Origin of the sequence: Salinivibrio sp. IB282 (assembly GCF_001995685.1) — a bacterium.
Lineage (GTDB): Bacteria > Pseudomonadota > Gammaproteobacteria > Enterobacterales > Vibrionaceae > Salinivibrio > Salinivibrio kushneri.
In genome coordinates this window covers 1-4,072 of sequence record NZ_MUET01000116.1, presented here as the reverse complement: position 1 = coordinate 4,072, position 4,072 = coordinate 1, and the positions used below count along the sequence as shown (strand labels likewise).

Here is a 4,072-nt window from a genome sequence, read left to right as displayed (position 1 = left end):
GAACTGATCTGGTGTCATGTAGCTAAGATATGTAGAGTAGAGCGCACGCGTTAAGCCAGTGCCAACATCTTCAGTAACTAAGTTATCTCTACTCGCTTTGAAACTGCGTAGTAAAGTCGCAACCTCACCTACCGTCGTCGGATACTCTGGCGTGACCTGCTTGTAACCGCTTTCCGAGCCACCGTCCAACAATGCAATTAGGCGGGCACATACGTCATCAATATAAACCAAGGTCACAGCTGCTGCCGAATCGCTAATCGTGATATCTAGCTCATTTAGAATGTTGTGACAAAACGTTGCCACAAAAGAATTGTAGTTTGGGCGACACCATTTTCCAAACACATTAGGAAAGCGATAGATAAAGTAGGGAGAGTTTGTTAGCTGACCATATTGCTCAACTAACTGCTCTGCTTGTCGTTTACTTGCCCCGTATGCGTTATCGCGTTCTGCTTGTATAGATGAACTCAACACTATCGGTGTGTGCTTGTTGCTGCGACTAAGTTCATCGACGATAAACTGGGTCAAGTCTGTGTTCCCGTGCTGAAACTCAGCCTCGTCGTCAGGACGGTTAACACCTGCTAAATGATATACGAAATCCGCTTTGCTAAGTGACTCCGATAAAACGGTTTCTGGTGTTTCACGGTCAACTTCAACAATATCATGATAGCCATGCTCGCTAAGCATCACACACAGATTTTTACCAATAAAACCTTTAGCGCCCGTAACAACAATCTTCATTTAAACCCCCTCTGGTACAACTAAGCTACCTGCTTCAATGTCTCCTATGAAGTCGAGTTTTCTTAGCAACGCAATCATACCGTCCACATCTAGACGCTCTGTGTTGTGCGAGTTGTAGTCTTCAATAATAGACAAATCTCGTTCGCCTTCATCATGATACTTGGCGTAATTCAACTCTCGGTTATCCGAAGGGATTCTATAATAGCCTCCCTGATCTTCTGCTACGAACATCTCTTCGCGACTGCATAATGCTTCGTAAAGTTTCTCGCCATGGCGCGTGCCAATTACATTAACAATATGCTCTGGCTTATGTGTTATCTGCTTCAATGCTTCCACTAACGTTTCAATTGTGGCTGCTGGCGCTTTTTGGACGAAAATATCACCGTTAGTCCCATGTTCGAACGCATGCAAGACCAAATCGACAGCATCATTAAGTGTCATCATAAAACGCGTCATGTTTGGGTCTGTTACTGTCAATGGTTGGTCATTTAGCACTTGCCGCAAAAATAAAGGAATCACTGAGCCACGCGATGCCATCACGTTACCGTAACGTGTTGCGGCTATCATGGTTTTCGCTGGATCCACATTACGAGACTTAGCGACAATCACTTTCTCCATCATCGCTTTAGAAATCCCCATTGCATTGATCGGATACACGGCTTTGTCGGTACTCAGACAAACCACACGCTTCACTTCGTTTTGAATCGCTGCTTCAAGTACATTTTCCGTGCCCAAAACATTGGTTTTGACTGCTTCCATAGGATGGAATTCACACGATGGGACTTGCTTAAGCGCCGCCGCATGATAAATGTAGTCTACACCACGTGTAGCATTAAATATACTCTGAGGATCACGCACGTCCCCAATATAGAACTTCAACTTTGAACTATTATATTTTTTCCGCATATCATCTTGCTTTTTCTCATCACGAGAAAAAATGCGTATTTCTTCAATGCCTGTTTCCAAAAAACGGTCAAGAACAGCATTACCAAAAGATCCTGTTCCGCCGGTTATTAGTAAAATTTTTTTTTCGTACATTTTAACTGTCTTCTATAGAGTAGATSGAACGATTCTAAGAAAAGGTGTTCTTTCCGATTAAAGCCTTCTACCTTATTCTCGTAAGCTCTAAATCATTAGGTTAATTTTATAATAACCGTATTTTCGCCGTTACTATAAAAAGTAAGAGGTTCGCGTCTGAATCTATTCTTCAAGTAATCTTGACACTAGGTTTTCGTCACTTCAGTAAACATAATTTTGGTCTGAGCAACAGCTTCACTAGAGGCCAAATAATCTTTAGCATATTGCAAAGATGCCAATCGCATTTTTATATGTTGATCATCTGACATCGAAGCAAATTTTTCAATACACTCGGCAAACCTCACCGTATCAGTAGGCTCCGCTTCCCAACCTACACTTTTATCTTCTAAATCATTCCAAGGAGTCGTATTGCTAATAAGCAAGGGCAATCCGGCAGCAAGCGCTTCGAGGATAGCATGGCCAAAATTCTCTCCGAGCGTTGGTAGAAAGAAAAGATCATAGTCTTCCAAGGTCTCGCCTACCGATTCATGACAAATCTCTCCTTTAAATTTCACATCAATATTGTCCGGTAAGCTTTTAGCATAGGCCTGACATTCTCTCAAATAGGACTTATCTTCTGGACGCGAAGAGGGACCGTAGATGTCAAAGGAAACCCTAGACGACACTTTAGATAAAGCTTTTAAAGCACCTAGTACATTTTTCTTGTGTGAAACTCGAGATAAAAATGATACTTTTAAAACTCGAGACTTAGGTGAAAATGGTTTGGTAACAATGGAGGGCAATGAGATATTCATAGCTAACTTAACCTTCACTTCATCTCCAAAGATACAGCGAATAAAACCCGCTTCTTCTTTTGTAGTAGCCTGCCAAATTATTTTTTTATGCAACCCAAAAAACTTAAACGTTCTTATATAAAATTTTTTCTTTAATGCCTTAATACTTAAGGCTCCAGGGCTAAACTCTCCGCGTGGGCAAAGCACGACAAATCTATTGAAAAACAAGGCATTTAAAACAAGAGGAACCAATGTAAAAACAGGGTCAAAAAAACTGTTCAAATATATAACATCAGACTTTAAATTACTCATAGAGCGGTAAAGGCCACTTATGGTCAATAGCTTATCATTCGCATACAAAACCTTAGCCTTTCCGACACGATTAATTGAATTCACATTAACTGATTCATAAGGGTTTTTATCACCTGAGTCTCTATCTCTTGTAATGATAGAAAAACTAAAGTCATTGCCACAAGAATCAACAATACTTGAAATGCTTCGCGTCGGCCCTCCTGACTTATATCCTGGCAGGTAGTAAGGAATAATAATCAAAACACTTGGTGAATTGATCACACAACCTCCTTGTAAGCTTGAATATACTTTTCAGAAATCGTATCGATTGAAAAAACGTCAACTCCCCTTTTATAAAGGTAAGAACCATATTCGTCTCTCAACTCTTTATCCTTTGCTAACAGCTGGATTTTATCAGCTAGGCATACTGCTTCAGAGGGTTTACATAAAAACTTCTCACCATACGTGCCTAACTGCTTACTCGCAGATCCTACATCAGTCGCAACGATTGGAAGGCCAATTGATATCGCTTCTAACAATACATTTGACATACCTTCTTTCAGTGAAGGTAAAACAAGAATATCGCTTTTTTTCATTAGCTCTAATGGCCGATCTTGATATCCTATAAAGTTAATGTGATCTGACAAACCTAAATGACAAGCCAAAGAGGATAGTTCATCGCTAAGATCCCCCTCCCCCACTACGTCTAGAGAAAAACTAACACCGCCTTTTTTTAATAATGAACATGCATGAATGAGCTGGTCACAAGCCTTTTGAGGGGTTAAGCGACCAACAAATATTAGGCGAACGCTATCGCTTTCAGGCAATTTTTTAGGTGCACTCATTTCTACTCCGTTTTCTACACAGAAAACTTTTGCGTCAGACACTGCCCTTCTTTTTAAGATGTTTTTTGTATCTTCTTCTAGTACCACAAACAGATCAACCATAAAAAACAAGGATCGCCATAACATCCTGTCAGATAGATTACGACCATTCAGAAGATGTTCATTAGGAAATTTAAATATCACTCTATATCTAAGTAGGAATCCAATGAAAACTGCTAACTTCCCAATACGACTAGGTGTATGGATATGCAATATAGAAACACTCCTACGCTTTTTCATCAGAAAGCAAGCAATCTTAAAAGGAGAAAAAATGCTATTTTTTAGGCGCTTAACAAAAACCCCTTCATAATAACCTGTATTATTTTCATGATGAGTATAAGATAAAAC

4 protein-coding genes are annotated in these 4,072 nt (G+C 39.9%); all 4 read right to left on the bottom strand.

Annotation, left to right across the window (positions count from 1 at the left end):
- On the bottom strand, positions 1-738 hold a 738-nt coding region (locus BZG14_RS14745), incomplete at its 3' end, for an NAD-dependent epimerase/dehydratase family protein (protein WP_077609095.1).
- A complete protein-coding gene (locus BZG14_RS14740; protein ID WP_077609094.1) occupies positions 739-1,776 on the bottom strand; it encodes a polysaccharide biosynthesis protein in 1,038 nt (345 codons plus the stop codon). It lies immediately after the preceding gene.
- Between the two features lie 185 nt (positions 1,777-1,961).
- A complete protein-coding gene (locus tag BZG14_RS14735) occupies positions 1,962-3,122 on the bottom strand; it encodes a glycosyltransferase family 4 protein (RefSeq protein WP_077609093.1) in 1,161 nt (386 codons plus the stop codon).
- The coding region (locus BZG14_RS14730) for a glycosyltransferase (protein WP_077609092.1) at positions 3,119-4,072 on the bottom strand (954 nt) is incomplete at its 5' end. The genes BZG14_RS14735 and BZG14_RS14730, both read right to left, overlap by 4 nt.